Raw genomic sequence first — 290 nt, forward strand, 5'->3', positions numbered from 1 at the left:
CCTGACCCCCGGAAAGTAGACACGTCGGGGGTTAGCTATGCTGCTTGGGTCAGTGTAGCTGATGTGAGTGCTTCGAAGTCATCGGGGGCTAGAAGATTGCACCAGGAGTGTCGTCTGCGCGTGTTGTAGCGCATGCACCATCGAAAGACTTCTTGGCGACAGCTGATTGGGCTGTCAAAGACTTTCCGATCACGCAGAACTTCACGCTTTAAGGTGGCGTTAAATGACTCTGCCAAGGCATTATCAGCACTCGTTCCCACCGCGCCCATGGATTGGCGAACACCAAGCTG

General features: G+C 54.5%; 1 protein-coding gene. It reads right to left on the reverse strand.

Going from position 1 to position 290, the window contains the following annotated elements; translation table 11 throughout:
• Window positions 1-35: 35 nt before the first annotated feature.
• A partial coding sequence (locus HMPREF2967_RS12760; RefSeq protein WP_158014667.1) for an integrase core domain-containing protein occupies window positions 36-290 on the reverse strand: 255 nt, incomplete at its 5' end.

Origin of the sequence: Corynebacterium sp. HMSC059E07, from assembly GCF_001814395.1 — a bacterium.
In the GTDB taxonomy this organism is placed as follows: Bacteria; Actinomycetota; Actinomycetes; order Mycobacteriales; family Mycobacteriaceae; genus Corynebacterium; species Corynebacterium hesseae.